General features: G+C 59.6%; 13 protein-coding genes. 7 read left to right on the top strand and 6 right to left on the bottom strand.

Going from position 1 to position 15,266, the window contains the following annotated elements; translation table 11 throughout:
- The first annotated feature begins 80 nt into the window (after positions 1-80).
- Complete coding sequence (locus KTF55_RS08705) at positions 81-959, top strand: LysR family transcriptional regulator (RefSeq protein ID WP_226790700.1); 879 nt, start codon at positions 81-83, stop codon at positions 957-959.
- Positions 960-1,002: 43 nt separating this feature from the next.
- On the opposite strand, the gene KTF55_RS10165 is transcribed toward KTF55_RS08705, so the two are convergent.
- From KTF55_RS10165 to KTF55_RS08685, 4 genes are all read right to left on the bottom strand, one after another.
- Positions 1,003-2,094, bottom strand: coding sequence for a GGDEF domain-containing protein (locus tag KTF55_RS10165; protein ID WP_217108341.1), 1,092 nt, complete (start codon positions 2,092-2,094; stop codon positions 1,003-1,005).
- 441 nt (positions 2,095-2,535) lie between these two features.
- Positions 2,536-4,455 carry an ABC transporter ATP-binding protein gene (locus tag KTF55_RS08695; RefSeq protein ID WP_217108340.1) on the bottom strand — a complete coding sequence of 640 codons (1,920 nt, stop codon included), beginning with the start codon at positions 4,453-4,455 and terminating at the stop codon, positions 2,536-2,538.
- Positions 4,448-6,262, bottom strand: coding sequence for an ABC transporter ATP-binding protein (locus tag KTF55_RS08690; protein WP_217108339.1), 1,815 nt, complete (start codon positions 6,260-6,262; stop codon positions 4,448-4,450). The genes KTF55_RS08695 and KTF55_RS08690 overlap by 8 nt, the downstream gene beginning before the upstream one ends.
- The gene (locus KTF55_RS08685; protein ID WP_217108338.1) at positions 6,255-6,761 is read right to left on the bottom strand and encodes a MarR family winged helix-turn-helix transcriptional regulator; all 507 of its coding nucleotides are present in this window, start codon (positions 6,759-6,761) and stop codon (positions 6,255-6,257) included. The genes KTF55_RS08690 and KTF55_RS08685 overlap by 8 nt, the downstream gene beginning before the upstream one ends.
- A 547-nt stretch (positions 6,762-7,308) precedes the next feature.
- Between KTF55_RS08685 and KTF55_RS08680 the strand changes: the two genes are divergently transcribed.
- From KTF55_RS08680 to KTF55_RS08670, 3 genes are all read left to right on the top strand, one after another.
- Entirely contained in the window at positions 7,309-8,133 is an 825-nt protein-coding gene (locus KTF55_RS08680) for a PfkB family carbohydrate kinase (protein WP_035138774.1), read from the top strand.
- Positions 8,126-8,455: a TIGR04076 family protein gene (locus KTF55_RS08675; RefSeq protein ID WP_084591874.1), complete on the top strand. Its 330-nt coding sequence runs from the start codon at positions 8,126-8,128 to the stop codon at positions 8,453-8,455. Before KTF55_RS08680 ends, KTF55_RS08675 begins: the two co-directional genes overlap by 8 nt.
- 183 nt (positions 8,456-8,638) lie before the next feature.
- Positions 8,639-10,000 (top strand): ATP-binding protein, encoded by a 1,362-nt coding sequence (locus KTF55_RS08670; RefSeq protein ID WP_217108337.1) that lies wholly within the window; start codon positions 8,639-8,641, stop codon positions 9,998-10,000.
- A 185-nt stretch (positions 10,001-10,185) separates the two neighbouring features.
- Here the strand turns inward: KTF55_RS08670 and KTF55_RS08665 are convergent, their stop codons facing one another.
- Both KTF55_RS08665 and KTF55_RS08660 read right to left on the bottom strand, forming a co-directional pair.
- Positions 10,186-10,632, bottom strand: coding sequence for a low molecular weight protein-tyrosine-phosphatase (locus KTF55_RS08665; protein WP_217108336.1), 447 nt, complete (start codon positions 10,630-10,632; stop codon positions 10,186-10,188).
- A gap of 45 nt (positions 10,633-10,677) precedes the next feature.
- Positions 10,678-11,919, bottom strand: a complete 1,242-nt coding sequence (locus tag KTF55_RS08660) for an MFS transporter (protein ID WP_226790698.1) — start codon at positions 11,917-11,919, stop codon at positions 10,678-10,680.
- A 261-nt stretch (positions 11,920-12,180) separates the two neighbouring features.
- Between KTF55_RS08660 and KTF55_RS08655 the strand changes: the two genes are divergently transcribed.
- The 3 genes from KTF55_RS08655 (at position 12,181) to KTF55_RS08645 (ending at position 15,262) form a co-directional block, all read left to right on the top strand.
- Positions 12,181-13,050, top strand: a complete 870-nt coding sequence (locus KTF55_RS08655) for a hypothetical protein (RefSeq protein ID WP_217108335.1) — start codon at positions 12,181-12,183, stop codon at positions 13,048-13,050.
- 113 nt (positions 13,051-13,163) lie between these two features.
- Positions 13,164-14,057, top strand: coding sequence for an aldose 1-epimerase family protein (locus tag KTF55_RS08650; protein WP_217108334.1), 894 nt, complete (start codon positions 13,164-13,166; stop codon positions 14,055-14,057).
- Between the two features lie 278 nt (positions 14,058-14,335).
- Complete coding sequence (locus tag KTF55_RS08645; RefSeq protein WP_217108333.1) at positions 14,336-15,262, top strand: transporter substrate-binding domain-containing protein; 927 nt, start codon at positions 14,336-14,338, stop codon at positions 15,260-15,262.
- The last annotated feature ends 4 nt before the right edge of the window (positions 15,263-15,266 follow it).

Below are 15,266 nucleotides of genomic sequence, written 5' to 3'. Positions count from 1 at the left end.
ATTCTCAATTGAGCGCGTGACCTGCGAAAACAACCCCCTATGGCACCATGTGGCCACGGGCGCGAAAACGGGAGATTGACGTGTACGATCGACGACTTGAGGCCATATCGGCCGCCGCGGAGCTGGGAAGCTTCTCGCGTGCGGCGGCAAAATTGCGCGTGTCGACCCCGGCGCTCGTCAAACAGGTGTCGGGATTTGAGGCCGAATTTGGTATCACGTTGTTCGAGCGCTCGCATTCGGGTGTTAAGGTGACGCCGGCGGGCGCTCTGCTGGTGGATGACGCGCGCTCGATCATGCGGCAGTCCGAGGACGCGCTGCGCCGCGCCCGACGCGCGGCGGGCGATGGCGGTGCCGTGCGCCTGGGTGTGTCGATGATGTGCCCGGGGCGCCAAACGCTTTCGATGTGGACGGGCATCCACGATCTGGAGCCGTCGCTGCGATTTGAGATTGTGCCGGTAAGCGACCTCTACGACGAGCGCGAGACCGTCATGCGCAGCTTGGGCCGCGAGGTCGATGTGGTGCAGTCGAGTTTTTCTACCCCACGCTGGGGCGACGCCTGCCAAAAGCTCCGCATCGTTAACGTGCCGTTTTATATCGACCTGCCGCGCACGAGTACGTTGGCGCGCAAGAATCGCATCACGGTTGCCGACTTGGAGGGCATGCGTCTGCGCGTGCTGCGTCACGGCAACGATGCCATGGACAGCCTGCGCATCGACCTGTTGGCCGACGGCGGCGTGGACGTGATCGATGTGGATAGCTTCGACTTTGCGCTCTTTAACGAGGCGGAGGAAAAGGGCGACGCGGTGCTCACCTGCGGCGCATGGTCGGGGGTGCACCCGGCCTTTGTGGGCGTACCGTTCCTGTGCGGCCGCGAGGTGCCGGTCTTTCTGCACTACCCGCTCGAGCCCACCCTCCAAGTCCAAAAATTCGTCAACGCCATGGCCCAGCTTCTCAAGTAGCCAAAAGAGCCCCGTCCCAAATTAGCTACCCTTTGCTACGGGTTTAGCGTTCCTCGCGTGGCAGCCCGGCTGCCTCGGCTGCCTTTACGCGGTTCTTGTCGATGTACATGTTTTTGTCGGCCTGGGAAAAGAGTTCGCGCATGGTAGGCGGCTCGTCAAAATCACTGGAAAGCGCATAGCCCACCGCATAGCTGATGGGCATGTCGGGGTGAGCCTCGGAATACTCGTTCACGTTCGCACGAACCCGAGCGAGACAGGACTCCACGGCAGCTCGATCGGTATCCCGCAGCACCGCGATAAACTCATCGCCGCCGTCGCGACCCACAAAGCACGTCTCGGACGTCACACGCCCCAGCTGCTGGGCAAAAGAACGGATGTATTCGTCGCCTTTCTCGTGGCCGAAGTTGTTATTGACCGTATGCAGATTGTTAAGGTCGAAGACGCACATCGCAACGGGCGCCTCCGCGGAGACAGGCTGCTCCTGCCCCAAGACCTCCTCGCACTTGTTCTTGTTGGGCAGTCCCGTGGCTTCGTCGAGATAGACTTTGCTCTGCAGTTCGCGATTGAGCGCGGCAGTTCGCACCGCGCGAACAAGTTCGACCGCAAAGGTCGCCACCAAGCCCATGATGTCGATGATCACCAAGCCCTCGAGATAGTTGAGCGCCGACGCCTTCTCCTGAGAGTAGTCCTCTGCGAGTCGCGTAGCATCGTCGCAAATGCCAAAGAACTCCTCGCTCATAGGGATGATGTCGGTGTTCTCATAGCCGACTTCGCGCACGCGGATGATCTCGGCGCAAAGCTCATCAAAATAATTTGCAAGCTCGGTCATCTTTGCCTGATACTCGTCGTCATCGAGACGGACGAGGTTGAGGTCGTCACTTCCGTAACGCAAACCGTTGATGTATGAATCCACGGCTTTGAGCAGGTCATCTTGAGGCTGGCCCGCGTCCTCGAGCTTAACGATTCGCTGCGTGGTACCGCGCACCAGGCCGGCGTAGTTGACCACACGCGCCGTGCCCTGGATATCGGAGACGAGCAGCATAACATTGATGAAGAAGAAGATGAGAACTGCCGTGAGCACCATCATGAGCAGGCGCACCGCCTGGCTGGCCTTCTTGGCGACAGAAGTATTCACAAGTTCACTCCCCTAAATGACAAAAGAGCAGGTAGCACGCAGTGTGCTGAAATTCATGGGTGGTTAACTCTACCATATGGGCCAGCAGCCTCAAACTGCAGCAGACGCTCGTCCAAATTGGCGTGACGCTTGCCTTGTTGTTCTTGACCTTGCTGCGCTATCGGACATGCTTCTGGTCTTGGATCACCATGGGAAAGCTCATCCCGTTTTGTGCGTCTAGAGTGGGATGCGGCTTCCCAAAGGTGCCGTTAGGGGAAACTACATCCCGGTTTACTCCCTTGAAATGGGATGCCGTTTTCCGGAGGGGGTCCAGCGGGAAACGGCATCCCATTCTGGGCCCGAAAAGTGGGATATGGTTTCCGGCTGGCATGAAAAAAGCCCCCACAGCTCATATGAACTGCGGGGGCTTATGCGTTGCGGCGTAGTTCCGGGTTGCCAGATCTACTCCAGCTCAAACGCTCCGGTATAGAGCTGATAGTAGTATCCGCGCTTGGCGATCAGCTCGTCGTGGTTGCCGCGCTCGATGATGCGGCCGTGGTCCAGACAGATGATTGCGTCGGAGTTACGCACGGTGGACAGGCGGTGCGCGATGACAAACGTCGTGCGGCCCTCCATGAGCTTATCCATGCCCGCCTGCACGATGGCCTCGGTGCGGGTATCGATGGAGCTCGTGGCCTCATCCAGAATCATTGCCGGCGGATCGGCGACGGCGGCGCGTGCGATCGAAATCAGCTGGCGCTGGCCCTGCGACAGCTGTGCGCCGTTGCCGGTGAGCATGGTGTCGTAGCCGTCGGGCAGGCGGGTGATAAAGTCGTCCGCGCCCGCGAGCTTGGCCGCCGCGACGCACTCCTCGTCGGTAGCGTCCAGGTTGCCGTAGCGGATGTTGTCCATCACGGTGCCGGTGAACAGGTTCACGTCCTGCAGCACCACGCCCAGCGAGCGGCGCAGATCAGCCTTGCGGATCTTGTTGACGTTGATGCCGTCGTAGCGGATCTTGCCGTCGGCGATGTCGTAGAAGCGGTTGATGAGGTTGGTGATGGTCGTCTTACCGGCACCGGTGGCGCCGACAAACGCGACCTTCTGGCCCGGCTTGGCAAACACGGACACGCCGTGCAGCACCTCGTGGTCGGGCGTGTAGCCAAAGTCGACGTTGTCCATGACCAGGTCGCCGCGCAGCGGCACGTACTCGATCTCGCCGGTTGCGCGGTGCGGATGTTTCCACGCCCACATGCCGGTGTGGTGGTCGGCCTCCTCGAGTTGCCAGGTGTCGGGGTTCACCTGAGCGTTGACGAGCGTCACATAGCCTTCGTCGGCTTCGGGCTCCTCGTCGATGAGCTCAAAGATACGGTCGGCGCCGGCGAGGCCCATGACCACGGCGTTGATCTGCTGCGAGATCTGGCCGATCTGTCCGCAGAACTGCTTGGTCATGTTGAGGAACGGCACCACGACGGCGATGGACAGCGCCATGCCCGAGATGCTCAGGTTGGGCACGCCCAGCGCCAGGAAAATGCCGCCGGCCAGCGCGACCAGCACGTAGAGCAGGTTGCCCAGGTTCATAAGGACGGGCATGAGGATGTTGGCGTACATGTTGGCCTTCTGCGAGACCTCGAAGAGCTTCTCGTTGCGCTCGTCAAAATCGGCCTCGGCGGCAGACTCGTGGCAGAATGCCTTGACGACCTTCTGGCCGTTCATGACCTCCTCGATATGACCTTCGACTACGCCGAGCTCGGTCTGCTGCGCAATAAAAAAGCGCGCGGAGTTGGAGCCGAGCAGCTTGGTCATAAAGGTCATAAAGGCGACGCCGGCAATAATGACCAAGCACATCCACACGCTGTAGTACAGCATGATAAAGAACACCGTGACGATGACGATGACCGTCATGAGCAGGTTGGGCAGCGACTGGCTGATCATCTGGCGCAGCGTGTCGATGTCATTGGTGTAGTGGCTCATGATGTCGCCGCGCTGGTGCGTGTCGAAGTAGCGGATCGGCAGGTCCTGCATGCGGTTGAACATCTTCTCGCGCAGCTTCTCCAGCGAGCCCTGCGTGACGATGGCCATGGCGCGGTTCCAGAAGAGCGAGGACAGGATGCCGATGCCGTAGATGCAGGCGAGGGTGGTCACGAGCTGTGCGATCTTGGGCTGCGCGGCTCCCCAATCGCCCGACTGCCACGATTCGCTAATAATCTGCAGGGCGCTCTGAAGGAAGGTCGCGCCGATGGAGTTGATGATGGCGCAGAGCACCACGCCGGCGATGACGAGGGGCAAAAGCACGGGGTAAAAGCCAAAGAGCGTCTTGATGAGGCGCGACATGGTGCCGCCCTTGCGGTTGAGCGCGCGCTCGGCGGTCGTTGCCTTACTCATGTGCCTCGCCTCCTTCCTGGGTCTGAGCTTGCGTTACGGATGCCTCGGTGTCGGCCTCGACGGCCTCTTCGCCCTCGGCAGACATCTTGTTCTGCGAGGTAAAGGTCTCGCGGTAGATCTCGCTCGTCTTGAGCAGCTCGTCGTGGTTACCGATCTGCGCGATGCGGCCGCCCTCCATGACGATGATGCGGTCTGCGTCCTGCACGGAGCTAATGCGCTGGGCGATGATGAGCTTGGTCGTGTTGGGCAGATAGCTTGCCAGCCCTGCGCGAATCTTGGCGTCGGTCTTGGTGTCGACGGCGCTCGTGGAGTCGTCCAGGATCAAGATCTTGGGGCGACGCAGCAGGGCGCGCGCAATGCACAGGCGCTGCTTCTGGCCGCCGGAAACATTGGAGCCGCCCTGTTCGATCCAGGTGTCATAGCCCTTGGGGAAGCCGTCGACAAACTCGTCGGCGCAGGCCAGGTGCGCGGCCTCGCGGACCTCTTCGTCGGTGGCGTTCGAGTCGCCCCAACGCAGGTTCTCGGCAATCGTGCCGCTAAACAGCACGTTTTTCTGCAATACCATGGCCACTTGGTGGCGCAGGGCGTCCAAGTTGTAGTCGCGTACGTCTATGCCGCCCACGCGCACGGTACCTTCGGTGGCGTCGTACAGACGGGCGATGAGGTTTACGAGCGTGGACTTGGCCGAGCCGGTGCCGCCGATGATGCCGATGGTCTCGCCGCTCTTAATGTGCAGGTCGATATCGTCGAGCGCCTGGCGCTTCGCATGCGCGGAATACTTAAAGCTCACGTGTTCAAAGTCGATGGAACCGTCGGCAACCTCGAGCACGGGCTCGGCGGGATCGGCGATCGTGGGCTCGGCGGCCAGCACCTCGGTGATGCGGTGCGCCGATTCGTCGGCCATGGTCACCATGACAAAGATCATCGACAGCTGCATCAGACTCATGAGGATTTGGAAGCCATAGGTAAAGATCGAGGAGAGCTGGCCCACGTCGAACAGCGTGCCCTGGCTCGTGATGATGAGCTTGGAGCCCAGGTAGATGATGACGACAAACGCGCCGTTGACGCAGATGTTCATCATGGGGTTGTTAAAGGCAAGCAGCTTCTCGGCGCGGGTGAAGTCCATCTGGACGTCGCGCGCAGCGGTCGCGAACTTCTCCTTCTCAAAGTCTTCGCGCACATAGCTCTTGACCACGCGCATGCCGGTGACGTTTTCCTCGACGGACTCGTTAAGGGCGTCGTACTTGTGGAACACGCGCGAGAAGATGGGACGCACCTTAAAGATGATAAAGAACAGCCCAAAGCCCAGCAGCGGAATGATGACCAGGTAGACCATGGCGACGCTGCCGCCCATGATAAATGCCATGGTAAAGGCGAAGATCAATACCAGCGGCGCGCGCACGGCGATACGGATGATCATCATAAAGGCCTGCTGCACGTTGTTGATATCGGTGGTCAGGCGCGTGACGAGCGAGGAGCTCGAGAACTCATCGATGTTGGCAAAGCTGAACGTCTGGATCTTGTAGAACAGGTCGTGACGCAGGTTCTTAGCGAAGCCGCAACTCGCATGGCTGCAGGTGACGCCGGCAGCGGCGCCAAAAGCAAGCGACGTCAGCGCGATGAGCACCAAAAAGCCCGCGGTGGGAAGCATCTCGGCTACGGTGGTGCCATCTTTGATGGCGTCGATCAGGTTGGCGGTGATAAATGGAATCAGCATCTCGCAGAGCACCTCGCCAAGCACGAGCAACGGCGTGGCAACGGTGACTTTTATATAGTCGCGGATGCTGCCCATGAGGGTTTTAATCATCCAGTTCCTCCCAGGTTACACGGATTTTCTCGAGCATTTCGGCGAGCTGCTCGCGCTCGTCGTGGGTGAGGGCACCAAAGGCCTGCTCTCTAAAGCGAATGCGGGCTGCCTGGTCGATGCGGGCGTTTTCCCGGCCGGTTTCGGTCAGGCGAATGGTGAGCTGCCGTCGATCCTTGGGGTTACGGCTGCGCTCGATGAGGCCGTTGAGCTCGAGTTTGGACAGGATCTCGGAAAGCGACCCCGGCTTGAGGTCAAAGTGCATGCCGAGTTCCTGCTGCGACATCTCGCCGCCGGGTTGCTTGGCCAGCAGGCAGATGATGGGCGCCTTGCCGGACACGCCTCCGCCATGAAAATGCATGTAACGGCCGCAAAAGCCCAGGCCATTGAGGATGCGCTTGGCAAGCTTGTCTTCTGAGCTAACCGCTTCGGGTGCATCCGCCGGCTGTGACGGGTCGCCGCCGGGCTCGTGCGAACAAAGGTTAAGAGGTTCATCGCACATGAATTAGTGTTGCTCCTTTCTTTAGTTAGGTAGTGGAATTGTTTTGTGCCTAACCAATCTAGGAGCATGAGAAATGAATGTCAAGGTACCAAACTAGTGGTTACGCGGTTTTACCAAACCGCGTAACGGCTCGACGCTGCAAACCCGCCAGAGCGGCAATCTGCCTTTCAACTTCGGCGGCATGACCAGAAGGTCAATGCCGCCTCGTTTCAAGGCACCTTGCTCACTCTGGCGAGTTTTCGCTGACTTCGCCAAAACATCGGTGTTGCCCGACCAGTCGTTTTGGCACTTAGGTGGCACTTAGGGACGTTCCTTATGTGCCGGCACTTGGGGACACTCCTTGCGCTGATAGTCGTTGGGTTAGTCGTTGGGGACGTTCTTGTTTGACTAGTCATTTAAGAACGTCCCCAACGACTAACTTCCTTCCCGTAACCTTTCCGCAACAATTCGACCTCCACGGCACCAGCGCCCGCCTGCCGTGCTCCCTGCGCTACACTTAGTCGCACTGTGGCGCTGCTGCGCCGTGCCCGAACCAAGGGAGACCCTCATGAAGAACACTCAGCTGCTGTTGATCAACGATATGTGCGGCTACGGCAAGGTCGCGCTTTCCGCCATGCTGCCGGTGCTGTCGCACATGGGCTACCGCATCCACAACCTGCCGACGGCACTTGTGTCCGATACGCTCAACTATCCCAAGTTCTACATCCACGACACCACCGAGTACGTGCGCCAGAGCCTCGCCATCTGGGAGGAGCTCGGCTTTGAGTTCGACGCCATCTCTACCGGCTTTATCGTGACCGAGGAAGAGACGCGCATCATTTCGGACTTCTGCCACCGTCGCGCGCAAAAGGGTACCAAGGTGTTCGTCGACCCCATCATGGGCGACAACGGCAAGCTCTACGCCGGCGTGCCCGAGTCCACGATCGGTCTCATGCGCAGCCTGCTCGAGTGCGCCGACTATGCGGTGCCAAACTACACCGAGGCGTGCCTGCTCACCGATACGCCCATTGCCGAGCAAATCACGCCCGATGAGGGCCGCACTCTTGTGGATGCCGTGCGTGCCCTGGGCGCCAAGTCGGTGGTCATTACGAGCGCTGTGGTCGACGGTGCGAATGTCGTCATCGGTTACGACCATGTGGCGGGGGAGTACTTCACGATTCCCTTCGACCTGATCCCGGTCTATTTCCCGGGCACGGGCGACACGTTCTCGGCGGTGCTCGTCGGCCGCGTTATGGCAGGTTGGAGTCTGCAGCGCGCGACGTCCGATGCCATGCGCGTGGTGGCTGAGCTTATCGAGCGCAATGCCGACCAAGAGGATAAGTCGGCTGGCCTTCCCATCGAGGCCTGCCTGGACGTGATTGACCATGAGTAATGCTGGCGAGGGCGGCGCCAAGCCTGCGGGCGGGGGCAAGCCGCTCGGCGCGCCGCGTGGCAAGCGTCCGCGTATCCGCGTGAGCTGCGTGGACCAGCTGGGTGCGTGCCGCTGCCACCATGGTCACAAACCGGGCGACGTCTTCGACTTTGACCGCGACCGCGGCAAGATGTGTGCCATGGCCTGCCATGTGGGCTTTCCCTATATCGATATCCTGCGCTATGGCGGAACCGTGCCTGGCAACGAGCCTGGTACGGCAAAGTTCTGCTGCCCCGAGGTCGATACGCTGAACGTCTGGCTTGCCGAGATCGTTGACGAGTAGTCGAGCGCAATGTGGCAAAGGGACAGCCCCTTTGTCACATTCGCCGGGGCTGCCCCTTCTTTTTGCTTATAATCCTAAATCTCTGCATTTCATCCGATTTTAGGTTCTAAAAATCCTACATTTCATCGATAATTAAGCGCATAAAACTTTGCATTTCATTTGATGACACTGAGGGGAGAGCCTATGCTGCGCAGGAAAATAGCGGCAGAGCTGGAGCGTTGGCTGAAGTCTGCCGAGCAAAAGGCCTTATTCATCACGGGTTCTCGCCAGATCGGCAAAAGCTATTCGATTCGCGCATTTGGCAAAGCCAGCCATGCAACCTACATCGAGCTTAACCTCATGGAAAATCGCCAGGCAAAAGATGCTCTTCTCGAGGCGCGGGATGCCGATGATTTCATCAGCAGGGTGACGCTTCTTTCGGGAAAGTCGATTGCACCAGGCAAAACGCTCGTGTTTATCGATGAGGTCCAAGAGGCCCCCGACATCATGACGATGGCAAAGTTCCTTGTTGAGGACGGGAGGTGCCGCTGGGCGTTTTCGGGGTCAATGCTCGGGACCCAGTTCAAGGGCGTCAGGTCCTATCCCGTGGGGTATGTCCACGAGCTTAGGATGTTCCCGCTCGATTTTGAGGAGTTTTGCTGGGCAACCGGGGTGAGCGAGGGGGCTCGCCAAACGATACGTGACGCGTGTATCAGCGAGAGGCCCATTCCTGATTACATTCATGACGCGATGATGGCAAACTTCAGGACCTATACCGTTGTCGGCGGAATGCCGGAGGTCGTGCAGCGTTTCCTTGACACGCAGGGCGACCTTGCCTCTGTTCGTCAGCTACAGTCAGAGCTCAACGAACAGTACCGGCGGGATATCTCCAAGTATGCAAGCGGGCGAGCCCTGCAGGTGCAGAGCATCTACGATCAGCTCCCTATTATGCTCGAGGGCGAACACAAGCGTTTCGTGCTCAATTCCATTGACCCCAAGGCGCATTATGAGAAGTACCAGCGAGATTTTGTCTGGCTTGTCGATGCCGGCGTTGCTCTCAAAGCCGATATCGTAACCGAGCCAAAGTCGCCCCTGCTCAAGACGGCACGGCCATCGCAGTTCAAGCTATACCAATCGGATACGGGCATGTTGATGGCGCGCTACCCCGTTGGAGTCGCCCAAGCGGCGTATCTTGATAGCAAGGAGCCCAATCTGGGCGGCATTTACGAAAACGTGGTAGCCCAGCAGCTGACTGCCCAAAATCGCCAGCTTTACTACTATCAGACAAAAAAGCGCGGTGAAGTGGACTTTGTGGTCGACGGACCGGATGGGACGGCTGTTCCGATCGAGGTTAAATCGGGCTCCTATTACCACGCGCACGCTGCGCTCGGTCATGTGCTTGATACGGCTGAATATGGCGTAAGGCTCGGGATTGTTTTTTCGAGAGGCAACGTTGAGCGCAACGGAGCGGTTCTCTATTTGCCGCTATATGCGACCTGGGCCCTTTCGGATGTTTTGGGCGACTCCTGCGCCGAGGGGATAAAGCTGGAGGTCAAGCCGGTCTAGGGCCAGTCCCGGATGTGACAAAGGGACAGTCCCTTTGTCACATTCATGAGTGTGGATTTTCTCCCACCGAGATAACGAGCGTGGATTTTCTCCCGTTTAGAGCGCACTCGAACGCTCAAAGTGGGAGAAAATCCACGCTCGTTTATGCCGATGGCGTGGCCCGTGTGCCCGCGCCGCCCGAGCGCCTACAGCTGCTCGAGCATGGCGGTGCAACCGGCGAGTACATCGCGGTAGGTGGCGTCGAAATTGCCGGTGTACCAGGGGTCGGCCACGTCGCCGGGGCGATCGGTCCAATCGAGCAGGCGCGAGATCTTGCCATCGGGGTCCTTCCCAAAAATTCGGTACAGGGCGCGGGCGTTCTCGTCGTCCATATAGACAATGTGGTCCCAGTCGCCATACTCCGCGCGACGTACCTGACGTGCGCGATGTGCGACGACGGGAATCCCGACCTCGCGTAGCTTGGCAACGGTACTGTGGTGTGGCGGGTTGCCGATCTCCTCGGTCGAGGTCGCCGCGGAATCGATGGCAAACTCCGCCTCGCGCCCAGCGCGGCGCACGAGCTCGGTAAACACCGACTCGGCCATCGTCGAGCGGCAGATGTTTCCATAGCAGATAAACAGTACACGTTGCATATGCGGTTTCCTTTCGATCGCCATCATCGAGCTCGAGTATCGCATCTACGCCTGCGCCATCGCCCTCTTGCGTTCCCAGCGAGCCAACTTAATCGTCACCAGCGTAAGCACCCAGGCCACAAGCGAGAACGCGGCACCCACTGCGCCTACATATGCAATGCCAACGCTGCTTACCACGGCGCCGCCCACTGCGGTGCCAAACGAGATGCCGACGTTAAACGCCATGGGCTCAACCGAACTTGCGAGTACCATCGACTTGGGATGGCGGCTGCGTGCCACGTCCATAAAGTGCGTGATGCACGACACCGAGAACAGGTACATGAGCAGCGCCAGGCTAAAGACAAAGACCAGCGCGAGCGGCATGGTGCCGCCCACAGCAAACAGTCCGAGTAACGCTGCAGCCTGCAGCACAAACGTCACGAGTAGCGCCTTCATGCCAAAGCGAGCATCGATCCATCCGCCCAGGATGTTCGAGATCAGGCAGAACACGCCGTAGGCCATGAGCGTGGTACTGGCTTCGACCGTGCCCATGCCCAGCACCTGCTCAAGATAAGGCGTCACGTAGCCGTAGAACACATAGACCGAGCCCACGCCAAACAAAAAGATGAGCATGCCGGTGATGATGCTCGGTTCGCGCAGCAGCCCCGCCTGCTCGCGAAAGGTGGCAGGTTCGTCGGTTTGCCCAGCGCGCGGCATAAACATCACGAGTGCTCCGCAGATCAGAACGGCAAAGGCCAGCGTGCCGTACATGGCCACGTGCCAATCGAGTGTGTCGGCCACAGACTTGCCGATCGAAGTGACAAAGACCATTGCCACGGAAAACGCACCATATACCACCGAGATGGCAAACGAAGTTTGCTGCGGGGACAGCAGCTCGGGGATGTACGTCACACCCACAGCGAGCAGTGCGCCAGAGACGGAGCCCAGGATGATGCGCGAGATAAACAGCACCTGGAAGTTGGGCGCCAACGCCATGACCAGGTTGCCGAGCACAAAGACGATGCTGTAGCACACGAGCAGCTGGTAGCGGCGAAAACGTCCCGTGCTGAGCGCAAGCACCGGCGTGGCGATGGCGTAGACAAGCGCAAACACGCTGATGAGCTGGCCTGCGGTGGCAAGCGATATGCCGAGCTCCGTCGCCAGGTCGCTCTCGATGCCGATGACCACGAACTCCGAGCAGCCGAGCGAAAAACCTAACAACACGAGCAGCGCCAGGCAAAGATTGGTGCGCGCAGGTGAAAGCGCGGCGGCGGTTGACTTGCTTTTAGGCGTGGTTGCGGCGGTCAAGGCTGTCACTCCAATGTCGCATTAATAAGCGGGATTCAATCCCTGCAACTCTAACAGAATGTGACAAAGAGACAGTCCCTTTGTCGCATTGCGCTGCCGGCCAGTCGCCCAAACCGTCACAACATTCGGCGAAAATCTCGAAATCGAGGAAAAGCGTCGAATGTTGTGACGGTTTTTGTGTCCGGCGCGGGTGAGCTTCGGTGTCGTCTGGGGGTATAAAACTAGCGAGTGTTTATTTGCGAGGCCTAAGGGGCGCCCCGTATGGATATCGATAACTTTGAATGGTGGTATAGCGAGGGTGAGACTCCGGACGAGGGGTGGGACGAGCCCGCGCCGCGTGACGTGTCGAGCGACGAGGACGAGACCGGCAACGACGTCGCCGCCGACTCGGACGCCGCCCTCGACCCTGTCGAGCCCCTGACCTTCGAACAAGCTTGGGCCCAGGCCGAGGCAGACGAGGCCAAGGCCGACGCTACGGCCACGCTCGGCGAGCCAGCCGACATGTCGATCTCGCCGGCAAAGACCCCGCAGCCGCGTCACACCATCGATCCCGACAGCACGGCATCCTTCAGTATTCTCGACGTGCCCTCGCAGGGCGCTCAGGCGCCCGCACCCACACGTCGCCCCAATCTGTCTCGCGAGGAAGATGCAGGACGTCGCTCTCCGCTTGGCCCCATCCTTATCGCCTTCATGGCCGGCGTTATCGCATGCTCGGTAATTGGAAACGTCTGGAGCCATGTCGAACAACAGCGAAAAGACGCCGCCAAGGTCGAGATGTCTGTCGAGCAATCGCTCAGCCGCACGCGCTCGGTACATGTGTCGGTCGAGGTCAAGGACGGCGCGACGTGGGACACCGCGCGCGGCGACAGCCAAATGCTCATCCATATCGTGGGGCGCACGCTCAAAGGGCAGACGATTGACGAGTATCAATACGTCAATTCCGCTGGTGACGGCATCGAGCTCAAGCCCGGCGACTACGAGCTCACCGTCGATGAACCGCCCGTCGCCACCGACGGCACGCGCTTCCGTGCCTCAAAGCGCATGGTCCCCGTGAGCTTTAACTCACAGGCGCCCGACACGGTCGACACCACACCGCAGGGCAGGTTCGACCTTTACGTGGATACCCAGTAGGCACTCGCCGCTCATTCCGCTATGGCTACTCAATAATCGCCTGCCGTCCCGTCCCGCCGCCAAGAGTGGGACAATAGCCCTCGACACTATTGTTTACTTTTGGAGGAAGTAGCATGTCTACTGTCACTACCATCAAGCGCGGCGGCCTCACCGCGGCCATCGATTCCATGGGTGCCCAGCTCACGAGCCTTGCCCTCAACGGCAACGAGTATCTGTGGCAGGGCGACCCCGCCTTTTGGGGCAAGCATGCGCCCATCCTGTTCCCCATTGTGGGCTCGCTGCGCAACAACACGGCGACGTCTGCGGCCGGCACCTGCGAGATGCCGCGCCACGGACTCGCGCGCATCGTCGAACACAAGCTGGTCGAGGTTTCGGAGGACGGCTCCTCGGTAACGTACGAGATCACCGACACGCCCGAGTCGCTCAAGGCGTTCCCGTTCCACTTTAAGCTCAACATGACCTATGCCCTGACTGGTGACGCCACACTTACCCAGACCTTTGCCGTCACCAATACCGGCGACGTGGACCTGCCGTTCTCGGTGGGCGGCCACCCCGCGTTTAACGTACCGGCTCCCGGTGCCGAGGACGAGGCATTCGAGGATTACGAGCTGGCGTTTACCGAGGCTTGGACTAATGAGGCTCCCATCATCACGCCCGACGGTCTTATGACGTTTGAGGGCAGTTACAAGGCTCCCGATAACTCGGACGTGCTGCCCATCACGCACCGCAGCTTCGATAACGACGCCATCATGTTCACCGATACCCCGGGCTCCACGCTCACGCTGCGCGGCCGCAAGTCGGGCCACGGCGTCAAGATCGACTTTGAGGGCTTTAAGTACATTGGCGTGTGGTCTGCCGCCAACGACGCCCCGTTTGTGGCGCTCGAGCCCTGGACCGGTCACACCACCATGGACACCGAGGACGACGTCTTTGAGCACAAGGTCAACACCATCACCTTGGCTCCCGGCGCTACCGACAAACGTAGCTTTAGCGTCACCTTGCTCTAGAGGTTCCGCCGTTCTGACGAACGGCGGGCCGGTCGACGCTGCGCGCCGCCCAGAGCGACAATTTGTCATTCAAAAGGCATGGCATGACCAGAAGGTCTATGCCTTGCCTTTTTCATGCCAACTTGTTTGCTCTGGGCGGCGCTCGCTGGCATTGCCAAAACATCGACGCTCCCAATGACTACCGTGTGTCTATTAATTTTTCGAGCTTGTACTGCGCTGCTGGTCGCTGGCGTATATCCTGTCTTATTGTCAGCAAAACGAAATAGGGAAGGCATCAGATGCAATCTCGACAACAGCGCGGCATGCATGTCCAGCCGATATGCAGCCGTCGCATCTTTTTGGGTAATGCTCTCGCTGCGAGCGCTTCTGTCGTCGCCGGCGCACTTGCCGGTTGCCAGCGTCCCTCCACGCTGGAAGTAGTTCAGCCCACGACGGGCGGCGGTCGCGACGACCTGTCCGATTCCGTGATCGGCAAGGACAAGATCCGTATCGGCATGGAGGCGGCCTACGCCCCGTACAACTGGCAGGTCTCCGAAGCCAGCGAGTACACCATCCCCATCGACAACGTGCAGGGCGCCTATGCCGATGGCTACGACGTGCAGATCGCCAAGATCGTCTGCAAGGCCCTCGGTGGCGAGCCCGTTGCCGTCAAGCAGAGCTTTTCGGGCCTTATCGATTCGCTCAACAACGGCCAAATCGACCTCATCATCGCCGGCATGAGCGCCACGCCCGAGCGCGAAGAGTCGGTCGGCTTCTCCGACCCGTACTTCATTGGCTACTTTGGCCTATTCGTAAAAGAGGGCTCGCCCTACCAAAACGCCACCAAGCTTAGCGACTTTAGCGGTGCCACGGTGCTCGGCCAAAAGGACACCATGCTCGACACCGTCATCGACGAGATCCCGGGCGTTGTGCACAAAAACCCGGTCGACTCCGTCCCCACGGTGTTCTCGAACCTGCTGCAGGGCACCTGCGACGCCGTGACCTACAACACCGAGAACGAGAAGGGCTATATGGCTCAAAACCCGGGCATCGTTCCCATTCATTTTGCCGAAGGCGAGGGCTTTAAGCAGGAGGTCGCGGCAAACGTCGGCTGCCGCAAGGGCTCGGACAAACTGCTTAAGCTCATCGACAAGACACTCAAGGGCATTAGCCAAGAGGAGCGCGACCAAATGTGGGACGCGTGCCTCGACCGTCAGCCGGCATAGGGAG

It is taken from the genome of Collinsella sp. MSK.8.10 (assembly GCF_019041915.1).
Taxonomy (GTDB): domain Bacteria; phylum Actinomycetota; class Coriobacteriia; order Coriobacteriales; family Coriobacteriaceae; genus Collinsella.
Note: the sequence above shows the minus strand (reverse complement) of the source record. Positions and strands in the feature narration are given on the sequence as shown.

Bases quoted from the DNA above. Each gene is read 5' to 3' on its own strand.
- KTF55_RS08675 (WP_084591874.1), top strand. From the start codon at position 8,126: ATGAGTAATGCTGGCGAGGGCGGCGCCAAGCCTGCGGGCGGGGGCAAG.
- KTF55_RS08655 (WP_217108335.1), top strand. From the start codon at position 12,181: ATGGATATCGATAACTTTGAATGGTGGTATAGCGAGGGTGAGACTCCG.
- KTF55_RS08645 (WP_217108333.1), top strand. From the start codon at position 14,336: ATGCAATCTCGACAACAGCGCGGCATGCATGTCCAGCCGATATGCAGC.
- KTF55_RS08685 (WP_217108338.1), bottom strand. From the start codon at position 6,761: ATGTGCGATGAACCTCTTAACCTTTGTTCGCACGAGCCCGGCGGCGAC.
- KTF55_RS08665 (WP_217108336.1), bottom strand. From the start codon at position 10,632: ATGCAACGTGTACTGTTTATCTGCTATGGAAACATCTGCCGCTCGACG.
- KTF55_RS08695 (WP_217108340.1), bottom strand. From the start codon at position 4,455: ATGAGTAAGGCAACGACCGCCGAGCGCGCGCTCAACCGCAAGGGCGGC.
- KTF55_RS08670 (WP_217108337.1), top strand. From the start codon at position 8,639: ATGCTGCGCAGGAAAATAGCGGCAGAGCTGGAGCGTTGGCTGAAGTCT.
- KTF55_RS08690 (WP_217108339.1), bottom strand. From the start codon at position 6,262: ATGATTAAAACCCTCATGGGCAGCATCCGCGACTATATAAAAGTCACC.
- KTF55_RS08650 (WP_217108334.1), top strand. From the start codon at position 13,164: ATGTCTACTGTCACTACCATCAAGCGCGGCGGCCTCACCGCGGCCATC.
- KTF55_RS08680 (WP_035138774.1), top strand. From the start codon at position 7,309: ATGAAGAACACTCAGCTGCTGTTGATCAACGATATGTGCGGCTACGGC.